Here is a 24,961-nt window from a genome sequence, read left to right on the forward strand (position 1 = left end):
CAGGAGAAGCACTCATCTCTGGCGAAGCCATAGGCGAGTATGTGCAGGGAGAGGAGGAGCTGTTGTCGGTGAGCAATCAGCGCACCATCTGGGCTTACCTGGTGCACCTGAGCTTCAATATGTGGTGCGACCGTAAGGCACCAGAGTGGGAAGACTACGGTACATACCAGCCCGCCCTGCGTTTCGATGAAGGATTGTGGAACGAGCTGCTGGATGAGATGCCTCGTGGCGGAGTAAATATGGTGGTTATAGACCTTGGCGATGGGGTGCAGTATCGTTCTCATCCCGAGATCGCCGTGCAGGGTGCATGGAGTACCGCAAGGCTGAAGGAAGAACTGAAACGCCTTCGAGAAAGAGGGCTGGAGCCCGTCCCTAAACTCAATTTCTCCACTGCACATGATGCCTGGATGGGCGAGTACTCCCGTTGTGTCTCCACGCCGCGATATTATGCTGTGTGCCGGGACCTGATTGAGGAGGTTATCGATCTGTTCGAACAGCCTCGCTTCTTCCATCTGGGTATGGATGAGGAGACATGGGAGCATCAGCGGCACTACGCCTATGCGGTCGTTCGGCAGCACGAACTCTGGTGGGAGGATTTTCGCTTTCTGGTGGAGCAAGTGGAACGGCATGGCGTGCGGGCATGGATATGGTCGGATTATTACTGGCATCACCCGGAAGCTTTTCTGCAAAATATGCCGCGTTCGGTGCTGCAGAGCAACTGGTATTACGGCGACGAGTTTGACCCGCAGGATGTCGCCGTACGCGCGTATATCGAACTGGCGCAACACGGCTTCGAGCAGATACCGACCGGCAGCAACTGGTCGAACGATGTGAACTTCGGGCGTACCGTACAGTTCTGTGTCCAAAACGTACCGCCGGAGAGGTTATTGGGCTTCCTGCAAACGACGTGGAAACCAACGCTTACGGAGTGCAGACAGAAACACCTCGAAGCGTTGCAGCAGGTGGCACGCGCAAAACATCCGGCATAGTATGCATATGTATACTATGCAGACCTGTTGACAATCTACCGACAGCTATGATAGCATGATTAAGGAATGAACACGAGGGCACACAAGCCTGATGGGAGGATAGAGGAGGAAAGGCGCGACTGATGGAACGCAAATACAAGATTCTCGCGGTAGACGACGAGCCGCACATTCGTCGCCTCGTGCAGGTCAACCTGGAGAGGCATGGATACGAGGTGGTGACCGCCGCTGATGGCAAGGACGCGCTGGAGAAGGTTGCTACGGAGAAGCCGGACCTGGTAGTGCTGGACGTGATGATGCCGTATATGGACGGTTTCGAGGTGCTGCAAACCCTGCGCAAGAACCCGGAGACGCGCGACCTGCCCGTCATCATGCTGACTGCGAAAGCACAGGACGCAGACGTGTTCCGCGGGTGGCAGTCTGGCGCGGACCTGTACCTCACCAAGCCGTTCAACCCGATGGAACTCATCTCCTTCGTGAAGCGCATCTTCAAGTCCAAAGAGGCTGGCGGCGAGAAACGTTACGAGCTGTGACCCGAAAGCGAGGACTGCGATGGGCAAGAACCGTCTCGGGCTGTGGCTGGCAGTGGCTGTCGCCACGATGGTGGGCGCAGGGATAGCAGCGTACCTTGCCCTGCGCCATGAGCGAGCGCAGAGTGAGATCAGCGAAGTGCAGCGATTGATCGAGCGCTCGCAAGATATCGTTCAGCGCATCGAGAGCGAATTGGGCAGCCGAGCCTCACCTGACGCTAAAACATCTCGTGCATAGTAAACACACAGCCCGAAACCGCGGTTTCGGGCTGTCTCGGTTACCGCAGAGTAAACAACCTGGTAGCGTAAAGTCGCACAGGCCCCAGCAGTCCCGAAAGTTGCAAGGGAGAGTCCTTCGCCCACAACCTCCATGTGGTGAACGTGTATCGTCCTGCAGGACTTGGACGCCCTTCCAGCAACCATGCGGGCCACTCGCGCAGAGTACCGTCCGGGTTGCGATTGCTGTCTTCCGGCAGATGTTCGTCGCCAATCATACGGTTCACCCAGAGGTTGGTAACCTGTATCTCTATCAGATTCTCACCGGGGCGAAGAAGTTCGGTAATCTCCGCCCGATAAGGTGTTTTCCACAACACACCGGCAGGTTTTCCGTTGACGCGAACAGATGCGACTACCTCGACGCGTCCTAGGTCCAGGTAGATGCGCTGCCCTGAAAGCGGCAGGCTCGCCGGAATACGCAGCATCGCACGATAGCTCGCCGTACCGGAGAAATAGCGGATACCGGGATGTTCGTGCTCGCTCCACGAAACGAGTTTGGTAAAGACCGCTTCCGACGGCGCACCCCATCCGGGGGTAAACCGTACTCTCCACACGCTGGCGATGGGCAGGGCAGGTGGGAGGGCAGGCACCTTCAGCATCTTCATCTTACCGGAGCGGAAGTGCAGTTCGTAATCACCCGGTTGAAAAGCTTCCACACGCAGCCTTCCGTCCGGCAGCTTCTCGACATGCAACGGTGGTTCGCGGTCAGGAGGCGGGTACAGGACGATGGTATCCGGGTCTATCGCGGAAGTTGTGTACACCTTGCCCGCCACCTCATACTCCACCCGGAGGGTCTTCACTACACCAAAAGCAGGGTCGCCTTCCGATGCCAGCTCGGCGACCGTGAACGACTGCCTGCCGCTATCTACCATGCGCTGTACCTGTGCGGTCACATCTTTCGTGCGCGCCGGGTCGCCCTCAGGTCCCCATAACGCGCTGCGGATGTGGAAGCGAGGCGACGGTGCGGTGGTGAAGTACACGTCGCGCCCTCCGCGTCTCACCTGCACTATCGGGTCGTCGCGAGAAGAAGAGTTTCTGAAAACCACAAAGACCGACTCCGACGGCTTGAGGTGCACGGGCAACCGCGTTATCTGTCCGCTCTGACGGTAAACGGCAACCTGCTCGATGTGTCCTGTTTCAGGATGCCAGATTTCCGGGCGTTTGCCGGAGATGCGGAAAGCACAGGTCGCGCTGACGGCGCGGTCGCTGGTATTGGCAACGAAGTACACATCCATAGTTCCGATCCGCCGATGGGTGAACTCCAGCAGACGGTCGGCATAAAAGTCCGGCGGTACTCCCAGCGAGGTCAACACCTGCTGTACGGATTTGCCCCGGACGACCTTGCCCTTGCCCCAGAGTTCAGCAGCCAGCGTCCTGACCTCCTCGTCGGAACGTGGGTAGCCAGATAGACTGGGAGACTTTCCGGGCATAGCCTCAGCGATGACTACCGCTCCGGCGTCCACCAGTTGCTTGATGCGCCGCAGGAGACGCGGGGTCATCCGTTCGACGGCTGGAAGAACCAGCACGCGATAACTCATGCCATGCGGAAGCACCAGACGCCCGTTTTTAACTTGTAAGTCGCGCAACACCACCTCGGCCGGACAGGCATCCGCGCTGTAGCCAGACTGTTTAACAGATGCAGGCGGAACAAAGCTGCGGGGTGCGCCCTCCGGTGCCATAAAAAGCACGTCCGCAACCGGCTTTCCCTGCTGCAACAGATACTGGCACCGGGCAAGATAAAGGTGCCACGGCTTGGAATACTCCCACCACGTTTGCGTGCGCTCATAGTGCAGTCCCCAGGGTCCCATGCTCATGCCGGGACGTCGGTCTTTCCATGGTTGCAGGGCATAGCGGTGGAAAACGAAGCGGTTGATACCCTGACAGAACGCCCAGTCGCCCAGCGACTTGATGCTTCCCGGATGATGCAACCAACGCTCAGCGGAGTCGGCGGTAAACGCCTCTGCACCCACCACACGCTTGCCGTAAACATGCGCGGCGGATGCCATCGCGGGAAGCGTGGTGCTGCCTCCCAGACGAGGCGTTGTCCAGAACTCCGCCATCGGTTCATCGGCGCGACCGGCGTAAGCCATATCGTCGAAAACGCAATCGCCGTACGCCTCGATACTCAGGCGCAAGCCGTGACGATGAGCGAGGGTACGAAGGTGCCCCGCGTAGTTTTCAATCAGCAATTCGGAGACGGTCTGCCGCCAGTCCCAGAGGAAGCGTTCCGAGACTTCCTGGCTTTCTATTACCCTGCCGGTGATAACTGGCAGGTAGGGTAGGGGGTCATAACCGCGTCGCCGCCGGAACTCCTCCCGGAAGCGCGGTGTCCAATTCTGAGAACCCACCTCCCAGCTGTCGATGTGCGTCGCGACCAGCGTCTTGCCAGCTAGTTCACCCACATCAGCGGTGAGGTTCGCCATGAAAGCGGTGAAATGCGCCTCAATACCATCCTTACTCAGCTTATCGCACTCCAGACCGCGACCTGAAGTAGGCGAAGGGGCGTTCATTGCGCCGGTGGGCGTATGTCCGATGCGCAGGATGGTCCACTTGCCTTCCGGCACATCCCATGTGAGTGTGCCGTTTTCCTGCATATAAGAAGTGAGGTTTATTACATTTTTCCATCTGATCGTGGCAGAAGCATCCTCTCCCGGGTACGAAGCTGGCAGGAGAAATTCCTGCCGAATGAGAGCTGCCTTGCCCGCAATGTCGGGAATGCGACTATCCACTGTGGGAGCAGGGAAGGCGAGCACCACTATATCCCTGTAGTATCCCGCAACGGCCTGTGGCTGTGGTAGAACTATGTTGACATGTGTGGGTCCAGTGACCTGTGTTTCCGTCCACACCAGCTTCTGCATGGCTTTATCGGGGGTTACCCAGGGACCGCCGCTGCCGCACCAGCCCGCGTCGTTATTCATGTTCACCTGCAGACCAAGCCGATGGGCCTCGGCAACCACGTGTGTGAACAGGTCACGCCACTGTGGGCTGGCGAAAGGCACCGGTCCCAGAGGAACACCCTGGTCCACCTCCATGATAAGCACACCACCGATGCCCACGCGCTGCATGGCTTCGAGGTCGGCAGTAATGCCTTCGCCCGTGATGTTGCCGTTCAGCCAGAACCAGTAAACCCAGGGGCGCGCCCAGTCTGGCGGATTTCGGAACCCGGCTTCCAGCGATTGCGCCTTCGCGAAGCCGGCAATCGCAATACAGCAAAGCAGCGCAACGAACCAGTGCTTCATACTTCGCCCTCCACCATGGAAATGCAAAGTCCGATAAGAAATATTATGTCTTATTACGCGAATTCTGGGGCAGACTGTTACCGCTGCCGCCGTTGCCACGCATCCCCCAGCACCGCCAGCAGAATCACCACACCTTTAACCACTTTCTGATAAAACGCGGAGACTCCTGCCATCACCAGCCCATTATCCAGCACGCCAATCAATATCGCGCCCACCACCGTGCCTCCAACACCGCCGCGTCCGCCTGCCAGGCTCGCTCCACCCAGCACAACCGCTGCAATGGCGTTCAGTTCGTACATCTCGCCGTATTTGGGGTCACCCGCGCCCAACCTCGCTGCCTGCACGATGCCACATAGCCCCGCTAGAAACCCAGACAGCATGTACACGGTGATTTTCACTCTTGCCACATCCACGCCGGACAGGCGTGCCGCCTGCTCATTGCCTCCGACGGCGTATATCGCACGCCCGAACTGTGTTGTCCTCAGCAGTATCAGTGTACACAACACCACAATAATGGCAATCCATACCGGAACAGGAATTCCCAGCACTTCGCCTCCGGTGCCTCCGCCCAGACGGTTGAACGCCTCCGGCAAATTGCCCACGGGCTTGCCATCGGAATACACGAACGCCGTCCCCCGTGCAATGGTCATTGTCGCCAGCGTCACGATGAAAGGCGCGATGTTCCAGCGTGCAATCAGCCAGCCGTTCCACCAGCCGATCAACACCCCCAGCGTGCACGACACTAGCACCGCCAGAGGTATACCCACTACGAGGTTCGGCTTTGGAACCAGGGTTCGCCCCCCAAGCACCAGCCCGTTCATCATGATATCCGTACCCACCAGTCCACACAACGCCAGCACCGAGCCGACGGAGAGGTCTATTCCACCCGTAATGATGACCAGCGTCATGCCTACCGCTAAAATCGTGTTAATGGCACTTTGTAATAAAATGTTGACGATATTGCGCTGTTCAATGAAACGTCCCTCCGTGACCAGAGCGAAGAAAAAGACGAGAAACAACAGGTAGATGGCGATGGAGTATCTGGAGAACCCTTCTGTTTTCGGAGTGCTCATCGGCCGTTTCAGATTTCGAGGCGGTCGAATCGTGCGCTGGTGGGGTCCAGGTGTTGCCTGACCGCGTCATACGCCTGCTGTATCCTCTGACAAATCTGCTCGGCCCTCCGACGCTCGTCTGTGCCCTCGGGGAAGCGCTGGGGATTTGCCCGTTCCATGAGCCGCTGATACGCCTCCCGCGCTTGACGAAGGTCAGCATTGGGCGGAATACCCAGCAGACGGAAATGTGCCAGCAGGTCTGCTGACATTTGCGCGGTGTTTCTTGCGGCGTTCTCCTGCCCTTGCGGCGCGCGTGTGGAGCCGCCCGGCGCAGAAGTTACCGGGGTGTCCGCAGATGGCAGCCCGGTTTTGGGCGCGCGAGTCGCCCTGGAGTCGGTTCCCGGCTCCAGAAAGTCCTCCAGCTCCCGGCGCGCGTTCAGTTCCGCCTCCAGCTCATCCAGCCTTTCACGAGCGGTTTTCATATATCCTTTGAGGATTCGCCGAATACGTCGTGAGATTCCCATCAGAAACTCGCCCTCAATTCCATGTTCACCTGTTCAAAATCGGCGCGTCGGAACACCACCTGCGGGTGGAGCACAAAACCACCGCCCATGTTTTGCTGTACCGATACCAGCCAGCGCACCTCGCCAGCGCGGCGGTCGGCTTCTGCACGCACTACCGGATTCAGACCGGCAGGTAGTCGTACCGACGCCTGCACGATAAGAAACTCCGTATCCGGCATCATCCGACCACGTCTCGCCACAATCGCTTCCAGCTGCCACAGGGTCAACCCAGCAACCTGCCGCGTATCCACTCCCACCAGCAACCCGTAGCCGGTGTCCAGTGCAGGCTCATAATCCTCGCCGCGAATAAAGCGAAAGGCGGTCTTGCTGAGCGCGAGGTGCTCCCCCACTGCGACCGACGCCCCCAGTGATCGTGAGCCGAAACGGCAGAACACCCCTTGTTGGCGTCGGCTACCATTGGTGGCAAGCGCGATGTCCAGTGCGTTCTTGCGCCAAAGGGGCACAGAAAAGAGAACACCCTTTGCCAGCTCGCGCTCCCCCATCCCCTGCCCAAACGGCATCCACATCTTTCCCGCCTGAAAACGCCAGCCTCGTCCATCATAACGGATAAAGGCTTGCTCGACCTCGTCCGGGTCTACCGGTTTATCAAAGTTCTGCAGCTTTTGTGCAAAGTACATGCTCAGCCGGTTCTCTCCGTACAGAGCGAGGTGCGCAGCAGAGTATTCCCCGAACTGCGAATACAGCAGCAGGTTGGCGTTGCGGTTGTCGTCCACTCTCATGCGCGCACGAATATTGAAACCGAATTCGTATAGCGGTTCTGCGACACACCTTACCGTTAACGCCAACCACCCTGTCAACAGCACTCCCCAAAACCGGTTCATCATCAGCCAGAGGTTGTCGTGGTGCTGTCTCCTTTAAGGCGTGCTTCCAGTTCCTGAAGCTCCCTGTCTACTTCGCTGGAGTCGACCTGAACAGGCTGAGCCTGCTGCGTTTCGCTGGCTGCTGGAGCTAGTCCCAGTCTCGCTTCCAGCTTTGCCAGTTCCTCTTCTGCTGCCTGGCTTGCAGCGTAGTCTTCCAGTTCGGCTACCCGTCCGGTCACGCTTTCGCGAGCCATTTCCGCACGCGCCTGAGCTTCTGCCTCTGCGCGGCTGATTTTGTCCTCCACGCGCTCAAGGTCACGGGACACATCGTCCAGCGACATCCCTTCCAGCGCTTTGTTGATCGAGTTCTGAATCTGCGCGCTCTTCCAGCGTGCCTTCTGAGCCAGAATTTCCGCCGTCTTCTGGCGCACGCGCTCCTCGTCGCGCTTAATAGCAATCTTCACCTGCTCTACCACCTGGTCCGCCTGCGCCAGAGCCTGTCTTACCGACTCCAGCGAGCGCTGATAGGAGGCTTTTTCCATCAGGAACTGTTTTGCCAGCTCCCGGTCGCCCTTGCGCAGCGCCATTTCGGCTCGCCGCTCAAGGTCTATGCACGCACGCTCCAGCTTCTCGACCTCGGCGCGCAGGCGGTTGCGCTCGGTGATTGCCTGCACTGCTCGCTCCTTGTTCTTGAGCAGATTCTCGCGCATCTCTTCGCGCGCCTGCTCCAGTATCACCTCGGGGTTTTCCACCTGTCCCAACAGGCTGCCGAACAGCGCGCGAATATATCGGAAAAGTCGCTTGAGCATTCGCTACGGCCCACTCCTTTCGCCCTGCGTTATCAACGGTATTATCGCACCAACTGGGGGGTGTTGTCAACCTTTGTGCAGCCCGTATCCTGCCCCCGCCCTTGACTCTTAGACCCCGAGCATGAGGCGTTGGTTGCGCCGACAAAAGAAAAACGGCGAGAGCCGAAGCCCTCCCCACCTTCCATCCTGCGATTACTTCCAGAGCTCCCAGTGCTGGGGCGCCTGATCCGACAGCAGATTGAGCGTGGAACAACCCATACCATCTCCCTGGGCGCACACTTTCTCATCCACCGGATACAGCGCCTCGAACGGGAGCGCCTTCACGTGGCCGTCGCAGAAAATGGTGGTCACTTTGCCCGTGTGTCTTCCGTGCGGGCGCTGGTGCCATGTCTGCCACGTTCCCGTCAGCCCCCATGCTGTCGGAGAGAATGGTGGCGACAGGTGGTTCATGTAAGCGCCCCATGCGTTATGCAGCGGCAGGCTGCTGGGACCATCGGGCACAGCATCGGCGACCAGAAGATGTGTCGCAGGGGCTTCTATGCGCGCCATCGCGCCAAACGCGCCGCTGCTGCCCGGCACCGGCACTGCCATACCGTAACCAACCCGTCCTTCCATCCATAATCGCTTGCCGGCCGCGCCGGTGGTGTCCAGCTTCTTTGCCTCGGGACACTGCGAGTACAGATTGTTCTTCGAATAGGGCTGTACGAGGTACAGATAACCAGCGGACACCAGTGAGGTACCGCATATATCCGGCCACGGACAGGGAATCACAATCTGGTAAGGCGGATAGGTTTCTTCGTAGTCCTGGGCGTACATCATTATCGCCAGCCCGATCTGCTTGCTGTGGCTGATGCACGCTGTCTGGCGCGCTTTCGAGCGAGCCTGCGCGAAGACCGGGAACAGAATAGCTGCCAGTATCGCGATGATCGCGATAACCACAAGCAGCTCAATCAGGGTAAAACCTTTTCGCATCGGAGACCTCCTGACCGTTTCCAACCGTTCTATAACGATGTTCGTTTAGTTACAGTATACAGCTCACGGCAAGGGATGTCAATAGGCAATCGCGCGATGGCGAGGGAATTTTCCTACTCGACCAGCAACAGGTCGGCTGCCGATTTAAACTGTTCCTCATACAGTGTGCGATACACACCCGGCTTGTTCACCAGCTCCTCGTGCGTGCCGATGTCTACCACCTCGCCCTTATCCAGCACCACGATTTTGTCGGCGTTCACCACCGTCGACAGGCGGTGAGCAATCACGATGCTGGTGCGCCCCTGCATCACGTGTTCCAGCGCCTGCTGCACGTTCGCCTCGGTCTGGCTGTCCAGTGCGCTGGTAGCATCATCCAGTATCAGTATCTTGGGGTCGGTGAGGATAGCGCGCGCAATGGATAACCGCTGCTTCTGCCCTACCGACAACTTAATCCCATCCTCGCCGATTTTGGTGTCGTACGCATCGGGCAGGGTCAGGATGAAATCGTGCAGGTCTGCCTGCTTGGCAGCGCGCACAATCTCCTCTTCGGTGGCATTATGCCTGCCATAAGCGATGTTCTCTTTGATAGTGACCGAGAACAGCAGCGATTCCTGCATGACCATGCCCACGTTACGCCGGATGGATTCCAGTTTGATGTCCCGCACATCCACACCGTCGATCAACACCTGCCCGTCGGTTACATCGTAGAACCGCGCGATCAGGTTGACCAGGGTGCTCTTCCCCGCCCCGCTGGGACCAACCAGTGCAACCACTTCACCGGGGCGGATATGCAGGTTGACATTTTTTAACACCAGCTGGCCAGGGCGGTATCCAAAACTGACATTACGAAACTCAATCTCGCCGCGCATCTGTGGCAGGGGACGGGCATTGGGTGAATCCTCGATATCCGGGCGGGTATCCAGAACCTCAAACACGCGGTCTATCGCCGCGCCAGCCCATTGCAGGGTAATGTTGAAATCAACCACGCGCACGGCGGGGTCATACAGGTAGCCCATATAGAAAGTGAACGCCAGCAGTTCGCCCGCCTGCAGCTGCCTGCCCAGCACCAGCACACTTCCGTAGTACCATACCGCTGCGGTTCCCACAGCCCGCACCAGTCCTGCGAACAGACCCAGCTGCCGGTTCAGGTGCACCTGCTTCATGCCCAGCGCGAAGTTCTCTTTCACCGTTTGCATGAAGCGCTCCGTCTCATAGTCTTCACGCACGAAGGCTTTCACCACGCTGATACCGGCTATTTTCTCCTGCAATGTGCCCAGCATAGCGTCCCACTTCTCGCGCAGCTGCACACTCAAATCGCGAATATACTTCAGATACAGCTTGTAAACCAGCACATACAGCGGAACCACAGCCAGTGTAATCAGCGCAAGCCGCCACTCCTTCCAGAAGATAACCCCGGTGACCGCTACCAGAGTTACAATATCGGTAATCAGTGTGACAAAACCGCCCGTAATCATGTACTGGATGACATCGATGTCGCCCGTAAGCCGCGCCATAATCTTGCCGGTTTGGCGCTGGTCATAGTAACTGAGCGACAGACGGTTGAGATGACGGTAGCTCTGGAAGCGCAGGTCGAAAACCACCCGCTGCCCCAGCCAGTTGATGAGATAGTTGAGGGTGAAAGAGACTACTCCGCGCAACACATGGATACCGATAACCGCCCAGAAGACCCAGGTCAACGCGCTCCACTTCTTGTTCGGAAACACATCGTCGATAACGTACTGGAACAACAGGGGCATGGGCACTGCGCTGATGGTAATTAGCCCCATGAGGAGCACTGCCGCAATAACGCGCCATCGGTAAGGCTTCAGATAGCCCAGCAGTCGCCAGAAATTGTTCATCGCTTTGTGGCTCCCCTCGCCTGCTCGAAACGAAAACGGGTAGAAGGAGGCGGTTTCGATATCTGGCTGTTATCCCACCGTTGCCCGATAACAATGCTCATCCACGCCTCCTTGTCCACGGCAACATGATATCGATATTCCACCCGATGGATGAGCGCAGTTGGTACATCGACGAGGCAAGTAATGGTGCCCTGCCCTTTCATCCCCTCGTAGGTCACAGGCTCCGACCAGGTGAGCGTTTTGAAGTTCTTTCTGTCGGCAACCTGTTCCTTTGCGCCCAGCATCTTCTGGCGCAGCCGTGGCGAGCCGACAGCCAGCAGACGCAAAACATCGGTGATGTTCGGCTCTTCCAAACCCAGCCACCGATGATAGCGCGCTTCCGCCATCTGGTAAAGCGTGCGCGGCGCTGGCGTCCTGTTCGTTGCGCCCCCCTGCACCTGCGCCTGCCAGACCTTTCCATCACACACACTGCGAAACCAGCCGAAGCCCGAGCGCTCCTCGATGAACAGCCGGTTCGGGCGTAACACTGCCAGCTCGGTGCGTATCTCCTGCCCGATGAGCCGTTTCACCTCTTGCTCCATCTGTTTCCAGCGTGCCGGGTCAATGTTTTCGTACACGCTGGGCTTCGCCTCCACAGACAGGTCCTCGAAACGCGATACCGCGCGAATCTGCAGGCCGGGCACCCCGGTATATCGCTTCCACACGCGTTGTGCGAGTTCGCCCATCTTAACCTGAATAGACCTCTTCGGGGTCAATGAGACGTTCCAGCACCACCTTCAGCTCGCCACGCTCCGTATCCACCTGCCGGAAGAAGCAGCTGCGATACCCTTCGTGACAGGCTGCGCCCACCTGCTTCACTTTCAACAACACCACATCCGCGTCACAGTCTATGTAAATGCCCTGAACCTCCTGAAAGTGCCCTGACGTCTCGCCCTTCACCCAGAACTTCTGGCGTGAGCGACTCCAGTAGGTTGCCTTACCCGTTTCGATGGTTCGTTGTAACGCCTCCCGATTCATCCACGCCATCATCAACACGTCGCCGTTGTCGGCATCCTGTACGATGGCGGGAATCAACCCCTGCTCGTTGAACTTAAGGTCTTCCATCAACTTCATGCGCTAACCTCTCTCCAGCCTCCAGCATTCAATGGATATATTATACCTGTGTCTTTTGGTGCCTGCAGGTTGTTCGCGTCCAAACCCGAATTATGATTTTGTGAACGAGCTCGGACTGATAGTGTACAGCGGCACTGTACCCTCCACGCAGGACCTGGCGCGCGAGGTCCTGCAAAGCCCGCCTGTACAAATCCGCGCGGTAGTGGCGGAGCACCAGACCGCCGGGCGCGGGCGGTACGGCAACCGCTGGTTAGATACGCCTGGCGAAAGCCTGCTGATGACCCTGTTGCTGCCCCTTCAAGTCGGGGAGTCCGATCGGGCGGGGCAGCTGGCATTTGTGCTCGCGCTGGCGGTAGCGGATGCTCTGCGCGAACAGGCGGGGCTGGCAGTGCAGTTCAAGTGGAGCAACGACGTGCTGGTCAACAGGCGCAAGCTAGCAGGCATTCTGATAGAAACTGCTTCCGATGCCCATCAACAGATGTGGGCACTGGCAGGGGTCGGGGTGAATTTGCTTCAGGGCGACTTCCCCGAGGAGATACGGGAGAATGCCACTTCGGTATATCTGGAGACCGGGCGAAGGTTGCCTGTGGAGCCGCTGGCGCAACAGCTGTTGCGGTCGGTTGACCACTGGATGCACGTATGGAGGCGCGATGGTCTCCCCCCGGTGCTTAGAGAGTGGCGCAAAGCAGATGTTACTGCTGGACACCTCTACCGTCTGCCGTCCGGAGAGATAGGGGTGGCACGGGGCATTGACAACCATGGCAACCTGCAGCTCGAGGTTGCAGGACATGTACTGGTTGTGAGCTCCGCAGAGCCGGTTCGCGGGATAGACGCCCCGGGGGAATGATTTTACAAAGAGGCTCCTCTGCAGGACACCTCGGCGTTGACGTCGAAACGTAACATCCCCCACAGCAGGCGTTCTACAACACTGCGGTGGGAACATCAACCTTTAGCCGATGGGAGGTCACCAATGCAAGTTGGATTCTACGGTCATGTCCGTCAGTACCACAACCTGAAGGCGGAGATCGATAAAGCCATCGTGGACGTGCTGGAGACAGGTTCGTATATTACGGGACCCACACTGGAGCGATTCGAGCATGAGCTCGCGCAGTTCTTCGGCATGAAATACGCGGTCGGCGTCAACTCCGGCACCGATGCGATTTGGCTTGCGCTGATGGCCATGGGCATCGGTCCGGGTGACGAGGTCATCACCGTCACCAACACCTTCTTCGCCACCGCGGAAGCCATCTGGATTGCGGGCGCAAAGGCGGTGTTCGTGGATACCGAGCCGAAGACCAATAACATCGACGTCACCAAGATTGAAGCCGCCATCACGCCGCGCACCAAAGCCATCATCCCCGTTCACCTGTACGGGCAGTGCGCGGAGATGGACAAAATCGCGCAAATCGCCCGCAAACACAACCTGCTGGTTATCGAGGACTGCGCGCAGGCGATCGATGCGCACGGCGATACCTTCAAGGTCGGCGAGCTTTCCGACGCGGTGGCAATCAGCTTCATCGCTCACAAGAATCTCGGCACGCCAGGCGACGCTGGCGCGGTCATCACCAACCGCGAGGACGTAGCTATGGGTGTAAAGCGACTGCGCAACCATGGCTCGCTCAAACGCTCGGTGCACAGCTTCGGCTTCAACAGCCGTCTGGACGACCTGCACGCGGGCATCCTCAGCGTGAAACTGAAGTACATTCACGAGTGGAACAACCGACGGCAAGAAATCGCGAAGATGTATACGAGCGCGCTGAAAGACACCTCCCTCAAACTGCCCTATGAGCTGCCCGGTTACCGGCACGTGTACCACCTGTACGTGGTGGAAACCACCAACGGCAAGCGCGATGACCTGCTCCACTTCCTGAACAAGAACGGCATCGACGCCAAGTGCCACTACCCCATTGCCATCCACCAGCAGGAGGGCTTCCCCTGGGGTAAGGAGGCAGCAATCGTGGGGGGCGTGCCTAACAGCGAATGGAACGCAGCAAACTGCGTGTCCCTGCCGATGTTCCCGGAACTCTATCAGGAAGAGATTGACTACACCATCGAGAAAGTGCTCGAATGGTGCAAGGCGAACCCATAGGTGATGAGCATGAGCCAGCCGGTCTATAAAGTCGTCGTGGTGGGCATGGGTAAGCGCGGGATGCACCATGCCACCACTTTCCATGCCAATCCGCGCTTTGAGGTGGTGGGCATCTGTGACATCGACACCGCCAAATTGCAGTCTGCCGCTGCGCAGCTGGGCAACCCTATGACCAGCACCGATGCAGCGGATTTACTGGCGAAAACCAGACCCGACGTGTTCTGCCTGACCACCATGCCCAACATCCGCTACTCGATGATACAGCTGGCGGTAGAGGCGGGTGTCAAACTTATCGCCTACGAGAAGCCGATGGCGCTGAGCCTGCGAGAGGCACGGCAAATCATGGATCTGGTGCGGCAGGCGGGCGTCAAAACGGTGGTCAGCCACCAGCACCGTTACGGCGCGCACTACCAGAAGGTAAAGGAAATCATCGCCAGTGGAGCTATCGGGCGGGTGCACACGGTATACGGGCACGCAACGGGCTGGATGCTGCACATGCTGACTCACCTGATTGACTACATGCGGTGGTACAACGATAACGCTGAGGCGGAGTGGGTGATGGCGCAGGCGAGCGGGCGCGGTAAACTTTCCGATAACCATCCCTCGCCCGACTACATCGGCGGCTTCATCCAGTTCGCCAACGGCGTGCGCGGCATCGTGGAGTGCGGCGCCGGCGCGCCCGACGTGCCGGAAGTGGACTACTGGTGGCGCAAGGCGCGCATCGGCGCGCAGGGCACGGAGGGCTTTGCGGAGGTACTCACCGGCGGCGGCTGGCGTGCCGTGACGAAAGACGGTGTGCTGCAGGGACCGGGCACGATGGATTACAACCTCGACATGCCCCCCTACATCGAGGATATGGCACGCTGGCTGGATGACGACAACGCCGTGCACCCCTGCAACGGTGAGGACGCCTACAAGGGCTTCGAAATCATGATGGCGATGGTTCGCTCGGTAGTGGAGCGCGGGCAGATTGCCCTGCCCCTTCCCGACGGGCCACCCGAAATCGAAGCGCTGGCTGAAGTACTTCCGGAGAAGCCTGTACTGCTCTCCATGCCCGAGAACCGCAAAGAATATCCGGTGTAAGCGATAAGGAGGAAGATGCCGGGCGCAGGAGGTTGCCGTGCATCTCCTCCTTCCTCTTCTTCCTTTACCCCCTTACCAAACCTGCGCGAACGTGCTATAATAGAGCACCTCCCATCGCGGAGGGAGAGGTGGAGGACACATGATTTCCAAGGCGATTGGCACGGTCACCGAGGTGCGGCAGACGCGCGCGGGCGTACAGGAGCTGGTGGTGCAAAGCGGCGAGGAGGTCCGCCTCGCGCTCAACCATATCAACCTGACCGGTGTGGCAGATGTGGGGGATGCCGTGGTGCTGAACACCACAGCGACCGAACTGGACCTCGGCTCCGGCGGCTACGACTTTGTAATCCACAACCTCACCCGTCCACTGGAACCGACGCCGATGGACGGGCACATCGTGCGCCTGCGCTACACTCCCATGCAGCACACGGTGCTGGCTGTGGAAGAGCCCGCGTCGCCTCACCATGAGGTCATGCAATCTGCCAGCTCATTGCACGGGATGCCGGTGGTCTGCTGTGGACTGCACAGCCAGATAGCCCCCGTCGCCGCAGCCCTGCACCACTATACCGGCGGAAAATGCCGGGTGGTTTACGTGATGACCGACTCGGCATCCCTTGCGCTGGGAGTCAGCCGACTGGTGCCTGCGCTCAGTGAAGCGGGCTTGTTGCACGGTGTCATCACGGTCGGTCAGGCGTACGGTGGCGACATCGAGGCGGTGAACGTCTACAGCGGACTGCTCGCCGCGCGGCATGTGATGGGTGCGGACGTGGCTATTGTCTCGCAGGGGGTAGGCAACACCGGCACAGCGACCGCCTTCGGTTTCTCAGGCATCGACCAGGGAATTGCGCTGAACGCGGTTGCCTCGCTGGAGGGTATTCCTGTAGCCTGCTTGCGTCTCAGCTTTGCCGACCCCCGCCCACGTCACTATCGCGTCAGCCACCATACGCTGACGGTGCTGAGCAAGGTAACGCTGGCTCGTTGCCATGTTCCTGTGCCGGAGCTGAATCCCCCGCGGCTGTGGGAGGTTTTGGGACAGCTGGAAGAGCATGGTATCGCCGCGAAGCACCTGGTGCGGGTACTGGATGGTTCAGCGGCGCTGGACCTGCTGCGAAAACATCACATTCACGTGACCACGATGGGACGTTCCGTGCTGGAGGACCGCGAGTACTTCCTTGCTGCCGCAGCGGCAGGCGCGCATGCCGCGGAGCTGGTTTCTACAACGCAAACCATGAGACAGGTGGGATAGATGCAGGAAGAGGTCATCCGTTCCGAACGCATTTTTCAGGGGCGTGTTGTCAATCTGCGAGTGGATACGGTTCAGCTGCCTAACGGCAAGGTCTCGCAGAGGGAGATTGTGGAGCACCGAGGCGCGGTAGCCATCGTGCCCCTGCTGAACGACGATACTGTGCTGATGATCCGGCAGTTTCGGCTGGCTGTCAACGAGGTGCTGCTGGAAGTACCTGCAGGCACCCTCGAACCCGATGAACCGTCCGAGGTATGCGCCGCCCGGGAGCTGGAAGAGGAGACGGGATACCGCGCCGGAACCCTGCGCAAGCTGTTCAGCCAGTATCTCGCGCCCGGATATTCTCAGGAGATTCTGCATGTGTTTCTTGCGAAAGACCTTGAGAAAACCGCTCAGCACACAGAAGACGATGAAAGCGTGGAGGTTGTTCCAGTGCCTCTATCCCTTGCGGTAGACATGGTGCTGAGCGGCGAGATCCGAGATGCCAAAACGATTGCCGCGCTGCTGGTCACACACTATATACTTGCCAGCCGACGGTAGACATCCAGCAGACGCTGTGTGGTGTGCTCCCAAGTGAAATGTTGCCTCACGTGCGCCATGCCTCGCCGTCCCATATCGTGCCACACTGGTCTCTGGCAGATAGCTTGCTGCAGGGCGTTCGCGAGCGCAACGGGGTCATCTGGAGGTATCAGCCAGCCTGTTTCACCATGCAAAACAATTTCCGCCAGCCCCCCAATGTTCGTAGCGATGACCGGCTTCCCCGCTGCCATTGCCTCCAGGGCAAATAAACCCAGTCCTTCCCGGCGCGAAGGTATCACCGCGATGTCGCACGCAGACCATGCGCTATCCAGCTCGGGAAGATAGCCGGCGAACCGCGCCCGCTCTCCTACTCCAAGCTCTAATGACATTCGCAGGAGGCTCTGGTGCTGTGGTCCTTCGCCCACAATCAGCACAAACCATCCGTGCGCGTGCACCAGTGCCTTCAGCAGGATATCTACCCCCTTGTCCTCCATCAACCGCGCAACGCACAAGGCAACGGGAACATCAGCGGGCAGGTTCCACTGCTGCCTGGCGACCTGTATGTCCACTGCGTGAGCATGTATGGCATCTACGTCGACGCCTCCGTATATCACTTCGCACTTTGACGCTGATCGAGGAAAATGATGCAGCCACGCATCGCGCACAGCCCTTGAAACCGCCAGAACCCGTTGCGCGGAGTTAGCGGCACGGTTGAGAAGCCAGCGCACAGAGGGAGCCAGATGCTCGGGAGGGAGATTGTGCAGTGTAAAAACCCAGCGACGAGGCGGCGCCAGCGCGAGAACGCCCACCGTCCGCAATCCGTGTGCGTGAAGCAGGTCATAATGCTTTTGCCAGCCTCTTGCCAGCAAGGCGCAGTGCAGGTCAGTCAGCATCTGTGGACGGTCTGAGATGTTCCAGCGCAGGGTGTGTAAAGAAGACAGCGAGGGATGCATGGACAGCGGACAGGCAACAGCGCACTCTATCCCTTCCCTTTCCAGACGGGGCACCACGTTCTGCAAGAAGCGCAACACCCCACCCGCTGCTGGACGCGCCAGATGCAACACGCGCATCGGAGTTCACGGCGTCGGGCGTTCCGGCAGCTTGCGCACGCGCACCGTCACACGCACGTTCGTCGTGGTTAACTGTGCGCCCTCCACCGAACGCAGAGCGACGCTCCTGGTGACATCGGATGTGAGGTTATCTATGTCAATGGGTTCCGTTTCCACGCTGTGTACCTGGGCGAGTACCTCAGGTTTACCCGAAATGACCACCGTGCGAGGCTCCAGCACAATCTCCTCGATGGCAACACTGGGGTCGGGTTTGCCCTTCCAGACCGGGGTCACCAGCACGGTCTTGGTCAGGCTTACCGGCGCCAGCTTCAATACCACCCGCACATGAGAGGGGCGAATGGTGACGCCACCGCTAACTGGACGGTTCTCGGCATCCAGTGCCACCACCGGCAGGTCGTCATCCACTTCGTCACCCATCTTTTGGGGAACGGCGTTCACGATGAGCCGCCGTACCTGATTCACCTGCTCCCGTGCACCGGAGACCACCACCGTCTCGGGATACACCACTGGCGAGAGGTAAACATAACCTTCGGGCGGTGCATTCACGAAAAGACACTCCACCTTGAATGTCTTACTGATGCGCCTGGTCAGGGTTACCTGCACTGTCGGCGGGATAATCTCCACCTGTACGTCTTGCAGCAGGTCTCTGGTCAGGTTGAGCTGCACCGGCAACCGTTGCTTACCTTCGGTTAACCCAGATACGTCTACCGTTGCACGGATGCCACGGGGGGCAATCTGTTCCACACTGCTGCGCATGCCGGTTAGCACCACCGTTACCTGCGAGGGGTTCACTGTCGGTGGCTCATAGCCGTTTTGTAAATGCCGTACTTCTACATCCACTGTGAACCGCTGGGTGATGGTGGGGTTCCTTTCCGCGTTGACGTACAGCCATATCAGTATCGCACTGCTCAGTGCCATCAGCTTCTCCGGGATGTTTTCGCGGAGCACACGCCACATGACTGTCTACCTCCTCCCCGTCCGCGCAGATTGCTCCTGCTGCCGTCGACCAAAGGTCCACGCAGGACGCCAGCGCATGGTCTGGCGCAGGCTCTCCAGCGCCTGTCTGGGAGGTTGTGCGGAGAGCAGGTTTATCAGCCGCTCGCGCAGGGTGTCCTCGCGGAAACCGCGCTGTAACCTTCCCGAAAAAGCAACCGAGATGATGCCCGTCTCCTCCGAAACCACCAGCGCGACCGCACCCCTTTCCGACGCCGCTATTGCCGCCTTGTGGCGCATGTGCACGTTCTGGTCAATCATCGGGTTCTCCGTCAGGGGTAAAGTGCAACCCGCCGCGACGATACGGTCGCCACAGATAACAACAGCACCGTCGTGCAACGGATTGCCCGGGTAAAACAAAGAGGTCAGCAAGCGTGCGCTGACCTTCGCATCTACGGGTACGCCCGGTGAGACATAATAGTCCAGCGAAGGATACGGTTCAAACACGATAAGCGCGCCGATTTTCTGTCGTGCCATCTCGGTGGCGGCGCGTACCACCTCATTGACCACAGCCGTCAGGTTCTCGCGTCCCGTAGGGTTGATACTCTGTCCCCAGAAGCCAAGCCGTCCCATCTCCTCCAGCACATGGCGAAGCTCGGGATAAAAGAGGATAACCAGCGCTACAGGCCCCAGGGGCAGCACCTGACGCATCAGCCAGTTGAGCGTGGTTAAGCCCAGCTTACCGCTGATATACATCAGCAGGAAGAAAAGGAACAGCCCGGACATGATTTGCCACGCGCGGGTGCCCTTTGCCAGGAGGATGAGGCGATAAAGCAGGTAGGCTACAGCGAGGATGTCTACCAGCAACACCAGCGTGGATGCCACATCCAGCTCGCTTAGGGTCACCAGTAACGGCTTGAATACCGCTTCAATGACGGACAATGCACCACCCTGCTACCTGAAAATGTGATGGGGACGGTTTCAGTATAGCACAACCCACTGCCTGCTGCAACCTGTTCCATCTCTATCTCTGACACCGTTTGCAGCCAGTGGGTTCCATCAAATGGTTTCAGATGGTGGTTCAGAGGGAAGACGCCGGAAGCGAAGGAAGCCCTGTGAGACGCCCCCGCCTACCATCCACTCCACGCCTTCTTGCTGCGCCAGCGCCTGCGACTCGGGAGTTGCCCACTCCTCACCAATCACGACAGGTATAGCCTGAACGCCCACCTCACGCAGCGTGTTTGCCCGAAGCTTTGCACGACGAACGTCCTGCCCGTTCACTTTCTGCGACACCTCGGCGACCACGACCTCGTCTCCCTTCCACCAGATAATATCAGCCAGCAGCGGGTCGGCAAGAGGTTCCGGCATCTGTTGTTCTTGATAGTAGGGCTGCAGCCACCTTGAGATACGACGCCGCACGCTGAACTCAATCGCGTTACCTCCCTCGCCGCCGGCGAAGAGGTTCGGAGCGCGTCGCAGGGTATGTTGCTCGTACTGTTCGCCTTCGCGACGCCCAGATTCACCCCGCTGCCACTCCGCAAGCCGGTCTACCGTCCTGCTCAAACGGCGTATCTCCTCCGCCAACTCCTGGAAGCGTGCATCCGTCTCCGCACGAGAAGCCGCTATCTGCTCTTCCGTGCGCCGTTGGGCTTCCGCTAACTCTTCTACGCGCTGTTCGGTGCGCCGTTGGGCTTCAATCAGTTGCATCACGAGCGCTCGCAGCTCGCTAATCTCACGCGAGTGTTGTTCCAGCAGCTCCGAATGCCGACGTTGTATCGCTGCAATCTCGCGGACGAGCTCGGGCAACTCTAGCAGCTCGCTGCTCAAAAGAACCCGTCTCAGTTCCGCACGCCAGTCCGGATGCTCCTCCAGAAGACGTATTAAATCATGGAGATCTTGTACCGTCATGTCCATCAATCACTCCTGCCATGAGTATTTTACCCCACGCGAAATACCCATTTCAGTAGCGGTATCGCTGCCGACAGGGTCTTCGCGCGGTGGCTAATGCGATTCTTTTGCTCCATCGGTAGCTCCGCCATGGTGCAGCCCAGCTCGGGCAGGTAAAACACGGGGTCGTAGCCAAAGCCATGCTCGCCGCGGGGTTCCCAGTAAATCCATCCGCGACAGGTATCGCGCAGAGTATACTCAGCATCCCATGGAGTGCTGATGGCAACTACCGAATTAAACCGCGCTCCCCGCTGTTCCTGCGGGACACCTTCCAGCAGCTCCAGCAGTTTGGAGATTTTGACCTCCCAGGGCGTATCTTCCCCTGCAAACCGCTTGGAATGCACCCCCGGTTTGCCGCCGAGGTGGTCTACCTCCAGCCCGCTGTCGTCGGCAATGCAGACCCTGCCCGTTTGCGCTACGGCTGCACGTGCCTTGGCAAGGGCATTGGTAATGTAGTCATCCCCGTCTTCCTCGGGCTCAGGATACGCGGGGAAATCCCGTAGCGACTTGATCGCGATGCCGTCCTCCTCCAGCACCTGCAGCAGGGCGTTCATCTCGCGGAACTTTTTGAGGTTGTTGGTGGCAATGACCAGTTCTCGTTCCATCTTACAGAATGTCTTTCAGCACCTCGCGCTGTATCTTAAAAATTTGCTCCAATCCCTGCTGCGCCAGGTCCAACAATTTGTTGAGTCGATCTCTACCGAAGGGCAAACCTTCCGCCGTACCCTGCACCTCCACAAACTTGCCCTTGCCCGTCATCACCACGTTCATATCCACTGAGGCTTGATAATCCTCATCGTAGCAAAGGTCAAGCAGGTCTGCGCCACCGACCACCCCCACGCTCACCGCCGCTACGATGTCGTTTAGAGGCATGTGCTTCATCATGCCCTTCTGGCGCATCCAGTGCAGAGCCTCCGCCAGCGCCACGAAACCACCAGTGATCGATGCGGTGCGCGTGCCCCCATCTGCCTGCAGGACATCGCAGTCGATAGTGATAGTGCGTTCTCCCAGGCTTTCCAGCTGCACCACCGAGCGCAACGCGCGTCCGATGAGCCGCTGTATCTCCATGGTGCGTCCGCCCGGAGCACCTTTGGTAATCTCGCGCGGGGTGCGCTGGCGACAGGAACGAGGTAGCATCCCGTACTCTGCCGTTACCCAGCCCGTTCCCGTACCTTTGAGGAAAGGCGGGACGCGGTCCTCTACTGAGGCAGTACAAATCACGCGGGTATCTCCTGCTTCAATCAGGCAAGAACCTTCCGCGTACTTCATCACCCCCCGCGTTAAACGCAGGGGACGCAGCTCCTGTGAGCCGCGCCCATCAGGACGTGCCATGAACCGACCCCTTTCTGCTGAATTGCGTCACTAAGATTATAACTGAAAAGCGCCTGCAGCGGAAGACGGAAGCAATAAAATGGCGCCCCCGAGAGGAATCGAACCTCCGCACCCGGCTCCGGAGGCCGGCGCTCTATCCACTGAGCTACGGGGGCGCACTCACACCTTTATTATAACCTCAGTTGACGCCGTTGTCAAAACCTATACCCCGGAACGCGGGCGGCGCAGAAACTGCAGCTCGTTCATGGTCGCCCGAGAAGCCACTCTCACGAACGCCGCACCCCGATACGGCATCACCACGCTGCCCCACCACACTGCCTGCCTTCCGATAAAAACGCACCAGTCCTGAAACCCCTGCCTGCCCTGCGGCAGGCGCAGAGCGGTGAGCCGCACCCCAGCCTGACGCAAATGCACGGTTCGCTCGTGCAGGTCTGCCTCTTCGGCGTGCAGAATGGTTACATCCACGCCTGCTCGCAGCAGGTTCAGCAATAAGTCTGCCAGCGTTTCTCCGTCGTCGCGGTGCAGCAGAGGCTCCATAACCGTAACGCCCCCCCTTCCCCGCATCGCTTCACGCAGGTCTTGCTGAAGCATTTGGGCAAAATCGGTTTCGCCCACCCATCGCCACAGGCGATTGTTATCCAGAGCTACACCGGCAAAACGTGAACCATCTGTCACCGTTCCCCCATCGCGGATGCTCTGCAGGATATACCGCAGCAAAGCCTGTGGGGGCAGCTTGCGCTCCAGATATCCGGCATCACCCACCAGATAGAGCTGCTGCTGTGCCCGCGTCACCGCCACATTCAGCAGGCGTGTGCTCTCCTCGGCGGGGCTACTGCCACGCAGGAAATGCCCCACCCAACCGAAAGGCGGGGCGTCTACACAATCAAAAAGGATAACCTGTCTCTCCTCGCCCTGAAATCGGTGCACGGTAGCCACACGCACCTCATGCGCGAGGTCGCAATCCAGCAGCATGGCGTGTATCAGAGATGCCTGTGCGTTATACGGAGTCACGATGCCGATGCGTGCAAAGGGGTTTTCGCTCAGCAGGCGCTGCGTCAGCCCCACGCATACCAGCGCGCTAGCGACGTTGAAATGGGAATACCCGCTGGTGCGGTCGGAACAGGCTCGCATGGGGGCGGTATCCACAAGGTAGAGGCAATCCTCCGCATTGCCGTGAAGGTGCTCGGGAGTGCGAAGCATTCCTTCGTACATCGGCTCGTTCACCAGCTCGCAGATGGGGGTTCGCATGCGCCACTGTTCCGCCAGAGACACCAGATTCCAGCGGTGCTGCACGCTCCCATCTGGCGCGACGATGCCTGCTTGCTGGAAAATGTCGGTGTTCAGCCATCGTGCCGCATCCTCGTCCTGCGTCACGCTGATAGGCGGCAGCTGGCGGAAATCGCCGCCGATAACCGCCCGCTTCCGACACAATGCAGCAAGCGCAGCGACATAAGGCAGAGGCGCCATGCTTCCTTCGTCTATCAGCAGTACATCGAACCGTCTCTCACGCAGGTAGGGGTCGGTGGCGGCTTTTGCCAGTGTGCAGGCAATCAGTTGCGCCTTTTCTATCAGGCGTCGTCTCTCGTTTTGGGAGCTGTGTTCGCCTCTGTTGCGGTTGTGTTCAGACTCATTGGCTGTTCCGAGCCGCTCCAGATGACTGCTCAGCAGTAACGGCTGGAGTAGAGGCAATTCCGATATACCCAGACGCAATATTGCACCCTGCGCCATCCTGCGTGCCCATTCACCATCGCTACCCACTGCATCCAGTAATTTGGTCAGGGCGCGGTCTACCGCCACATTGGTATTGGAGACGAGCAACACGCTCTCACCCCGCCGCACACACACCTCGGCAATCCACGCCAGCGTGGTAGTTTTGCCTGTGCCGGGAGGACCCCATACAAACAGCACGGGTGCATGGCTGGACAGGTCAATCGCAGCGCGTTGCTCGGGGTTCGGTCGCTCGTGTGCAGGAGCATCCTGCTGCATACAGCGCAGGAGATGGCAGACTCCGCCGTTTGCCGACACCTCCGCCAGGCGGCGAAGCCCCAGCACCGCCTCCGCCATGGCTATCTCGAAGTGGTGCGGAGACCGGATTTGCTCTTCCAGAAGCTGATGCAGCCGTTCCAGAATGAAGGTCAGGTCGATCAAAAGCTGGCACGCGTCCAGAGACTCGCCGAGGTCGGCGGTAACCACGTGCACCTCATATCCCAGCGCAAAGATGACCTCGCCCGGTACTTCCACTTCGCCTGTATCTACCACCACAGGGGCGTCTTCCAGAGACGGGTGTACCTGTTTGGCGGTCTCAAAGCGGTACACAGCCCTCTCTTCTTCCATCTGGCGGATTCGCTCTGCCCACACGGCACGCAGGCTTTTGAGGTTTGCTTTATCCGCTTGTTGGGCGATGATTTCCGCTTCCACTGCGGCTTTGAGGTTTTCGTACAGAGCCATGATGTTCATACGGGTATTATGCGCATGAAGGAAGGCGTTGTCAACCAGCGCTGTTCGCAGGGCAGAACGAATCACAAAAA

Annotated in this window: 24 protein-coding genes and 1 tRNA gene; 8 read left to right on the top strand and 17 right to left on the bottom strand. The window is 58.9% G+C overall.

The features are described from left to right. Positions 1-68: 68 nt before the first annotated feature. The 3 genes from K6U75_06280 (at position 69) to K6U75_06290 (ending at position 1,754) form a co-directional block, all read left to right on the top strand. On the top strand, positions 69-989 hold the full coding sequence (locus K6U75_06280) for a Tat pathway signal protein (GenBank protein MCL6474643.1): 921 nt from the start codon (positions 69-71) through the stop codon (positions 987-989). 122 nt (positions 990-1,111) lie between these two features. After that, complete coding sequence (locus tag K6U75_06285; protein ID MCL6474644.1) at positions 1,112-1,519, top strand: response regulator; 408 nt, start codon at positions 1,112-1,114, stop codon at positions 1,517-1,519. 19 nt (positions 1,520-1,538) lie between these two features. Further along, positions 1,539-1,754 carry a hypothetical protein gene (locus K6U75_06290; protein ID MCL6474645.1) on the top strand — a complete coding sequence of 72 codons (216 nt, stop codon included), beginning with the start codon at positions 1,539-1,541 and terminating at the stop codon, positions 1,752-1,754. Positions 1,755-1,794: 40 nt separating this feature from the next. Here K6U75_06290 and K6U75_06295 read toward each other — a convergent pair whose 3' ends face one another. The 9 genes from K6U75_06295 to hisI form a co-directional block, all read right to left on the bottom strand. Beyond that, positions 1,795-5,031 carry a hypothetical protein gene (locus K6U75_06295; GenBank protein ID MCL6474646.1) on the bottom strand — a complete coding sequence of 1,079 codons (3,237 nt, stop codon included), beginning with the start codon at positions 5,029-5,031 and terminating at the stop codon, positions 1,795-1,797. Between the two features lie 77 nt (positions 5,032-5,108). Continuing rightward, positions 5,109-6,104, bottom strand: a complete 996-nt coding sequence (locus K6U75_06300; GenBank protein MCL6474647.1) for an ABC transporter permease — start codon at positions 6,102-6,104, stop codon at positions 5,109-5,111. Between the two features lie 8 nt (positions 6,105-6,112). Next, positions 6,113-6,565 (bottom strand): J domain-containing protein, encoded by a 453-nt coding sequence (locus tag K6U75_06305; protein ID MCL6474648.1) that lies wholly within the window; start codon positions 6,563-6,565, stop codon positions 6,113-6,115. A gap of 41 nt (positions 6,566-6,606) precedes the next feature. Then, a complete protein-coding gene (locus tag K6U75_06310) occupies positions 6,607-7,491 on the bottom strand; it encodes a hypothetical protein (GenBank protein ID MCL6474649.1) in 885 nt (294 codons plus the stop codon). After that, entirely contained in the window at positions 7,491-8,276 is a 786-nt protein-coding gene (locus tag K6U75_06315; GenBank protein MCL6474650.1) for a PspA/IM30 family protein, read from the bottom strand. Before K6U75_06315 ends, K6U75_06310 begins: the two co-directional genes overlap by 1 nt. Positions 8,277-8,468: 192 nt before the next feature. Next, the gene (locus K6U75_06320) at positions 8,469-9,248 is read right to left on the bottom strand and encodes a DUF1559 domain-containing protein (protein MCL6474651.1); all 780 of its coding nucleotides are present in this window, start codon (positions 9,246-9,248) and stop codon (positions 8,469-8,471) included. Between the two features lie 113 nt (positions 9,249-9,361). Then, entirely contained in the window at positions 9,362-11,107 is a 1,746-nt protein-coding gene (locus tag K6U75_06325; GenBank protein ID MCL6474652.1) for an ABC transporter ATP-binding protein/permease, read from the bottom strand. Continuing rightward, positions 11,104-11,832 carry a hypothetical protein gene (locus K6U75_06330; protein ID MCL6474653.1) on the bottom strand — a complete coding sequence of 243 codons (729 nt, stop codon included), beginning with the start codon at positions 11,830-11,832 and terminating at the stop codon, positions 11,104-11,106. Before K6U75_06330 ends, K6U75_06325 begins: the two co-directional genes overlap by 4 nt. A 1-nt stretch (position 11,833) precedes the next feature. Continuing rightward, on the bottom strand, positions 11,834-12,220 hold the full coding sequence (gene hisI, locus K6U75_06335) for a phosphoribosyl-AMP cyclohydrolase (GenBank protein ID MCL6474654.1): 387 nt from the start codon (positions 12,218-12,220) through the stop codon (positions 11,834-11,836). 100 nt (positions 12,221-12,320) lie between these two features. On the opposite strand from hisI, the gene K6U75_06340 reads away from it, so the two are divergent. The 5 genes from K6U75_06340 (at position 12,321) to K6U75_06360 (ending at position 17,172) form a co-directional block, all read left to right on the top strand. Further along, positions 12,321-13,067, top strand: coding sequence for a biotin--[acetyl-CoA-carboxylase] ligase (locus tag K6U75_06340; protein ID MCL6474655.1), 747 nt, complete (start codon positions 12,321-12,323; stop codon positions 13,065-13,067). Positions 13,068-13,190: 123 nt separating this feature from the next. Continuing rightward, positions 13,191-14,309 carry a DegT/DnrJ/EryC1/StrS family aminotransferase gene (locus tag K6U75_06345; protein ID MCL6474656.1) on the top strand — a complete coding sequence of 373 codons (1,119 nt, stop codon included), beginning with the start codon at positions 13,191-13,193 and terminating at the stop codon, positions 14,307-14,309. Positions 14,310-14,318: 9 nt separating this feature from the next. Next, entirely contained in the window at positions 14,319-15,392 is a 1,074-nt protein-coding gene (locus tag K6U75_06350; GenBank protein ID MCL6474657.1) for a Gfo/Idh/MocA family oxidoreductase, read from the top strand. A gap of 139 nt (positions 15,393-15,531) precedes the next feature. After that, entirely contained in the window at positions 15,532-16,635 is a 1,104-nt protein-coding gene (locus K6U75_06355) for a DUF3866 family protein (protein ID MCL6474658.1), read from the top strand. After that, positions 16,636-17,172, top strand: a complete 537-nt coding sequence (locus tag K6U75_06360; GenBank protein ID MCL6474659.1) for an NUDIX hydrolase — start codon at positions 16,636-16,638, stop codon at positions 17,170-17,172. On the opposite strand, the gene K6U75_06365 is transcribed toward K6U75_06360, so the two are convergent. The 8 genes from K6U75_06365 to K6U75_06400 all read right to left on the bottom strand — a co-directional run bounded on the left by K6U75_06365 (position 17,148) and on the right by K6U75_06400 (position 24,890). Beyond that, on the bottom strand, positions 17,148-18,221 hold the full coding sequence (locus tag K6U75_06365) for a glycosyltransferase family 4 protein (GenBank protein ID MCL6474660.1): 1,074 nt from the start codon (positions 18,219-18,221) through the stop codon (positions 17,148-17,150). The genes K6U75_06360 and K6U75_06365 overlap by 25 nt on opposite strands. A gap of 6 nt (positions 18,222-18,227) precedes the next feature. Then, complete coding sequence (locus K6U75_06370; GenBank protein ID MCL6474661.1) at positions 18,228-19,178, bottom strand: hypothetical protein; 951 nt, start codon at positions 19,176-19,178, stop codon at positions 18,228-18,230. Positions 19,179-19,184: 6 nt separating this feature from the next. Next, complete coding sequence (cdaA, locus tag K6U75_06375; GenBank protein MCL6474662.1) at positions 19,185-20,096, bottom strand: diadenylate cyclase CdaA; 912 nt, start codon at positions 20,094-20,096, stop codon at positions 19,185-19,187. A gap of 117 nt (positions 20,097-20,213) precedes the next feature. Beyond that, a complete protein-coding gene (locus tag K6U75_06380; protein ID MCL6474663.1) occupies positions 20,214-21,062 on the bottom strand; it encodes a hypothetical protein in 849 nt (282 codons plus the stop codon). A 29-nt stretch (positions 21,063-21,091) separates the two neighbouring features. Next, positions 21,092-21,706: an RdgB/HAM1 family non-canonical purine NTP pyrophosphatase gene (gene rdgB, locus K6U75_06385; protein ID MCL6474664.1), complete on the bottom strand. Its 615-nt coding sequence runs from the start codon at positions 21,704-21,706 to the stop codon at positions 21,092-21,094. A gap of 1 nt (position 21,707) precedes the next feature. Beyond that, positions 21,708-22,433 carry a ribonuclease PH gene (rph, locus tag K6U75_06390; GenBank protein MCL6474665.1) on the bottom strand — a complete coding sequence of 242 codons (726 nt, stop codon included), beginning with the start codon at positions 22,431-22,433 and terminating at the stop codon, positions 21,708-21,710. A gap of 80 nt (positions 22,434-22,513) precedes the next feature. Then, positions 22,514-22,588, bottom strand: a tRNA-Arg gene (locus tag K6U75_06395). A 46-nt stretch (positions 22,589-22,634) separates the two neighbouring features. Next, positions 22,635-24,890, bottom strand: a complete 2,256-nt coding sequence (locus K6U75_06400) for an AAA family ATPase (GenBank protein ID MCL6474666.1) — start codon at positions 24,888-24,890, stop codon at positions 22,635-22,637. Positions 24,891-24,961: the final 71 nt, after the last annotated feature.

It is taken from the genome of Bacillota bacterium (assembly GCA_023511455.1).
Lineage (GTDB): Bacteria > Armatimonadota > HRBIN16 > HRBIN16 > HRBIN16 > HRBIN16.